This window comes from Phytoactinopolyspora endophytica, assembly GCF_004138495.1.
GTDB lineage: Bacteria > Actinomycetota > Actinomycetes > Jiangellales > Jiangellaceae > Phytoactinopolyspora > Phytoactinopolyspora endophytica.
Genome location: NZ_ML142875.1, coordinates 1659 through 1910 on the forward strand (window position 1 = coordinate 1659; position 252 = coordinate 1910).

Annotated in this window: 1 protein-coding gene; it reads left to right on the plus strand. The window is 67.9% G+C overall.

The features are described 5' to 3' along the window. Nucleotides 1–12: 12 nt before the first annotated feature. The coding region (locus tag ELR45_RS41810; protein WP_240760292.1) for a transposase at nt 13–252 on the plus strand (240 nt) is incomplete at its 3' end.

The window sequence follows — 252 nt, forward strand, 5'->3', positions numbered from 1 at the left end:
TCCAGTATCACGATGACCGCACCTCATATTGTCGACCCTGCCGGCCTGCTTGGCCAGGCACTGTCCGAAGCCTCGCCTGATCTGATGCGCCAGCTGCTGCAGACGGTGATCAACACCCTGCTCAGTGCCGATGCTGACGCGGTCGTCGGGGCGGAGTGGGGCCAACGCTCGCCGGGCCGCACGGCGCAGCGCAACGGCTACCGGCACCGCGATCTGGACACCCGGGTCGGGACCGTCGACGTCGCAGTTCCG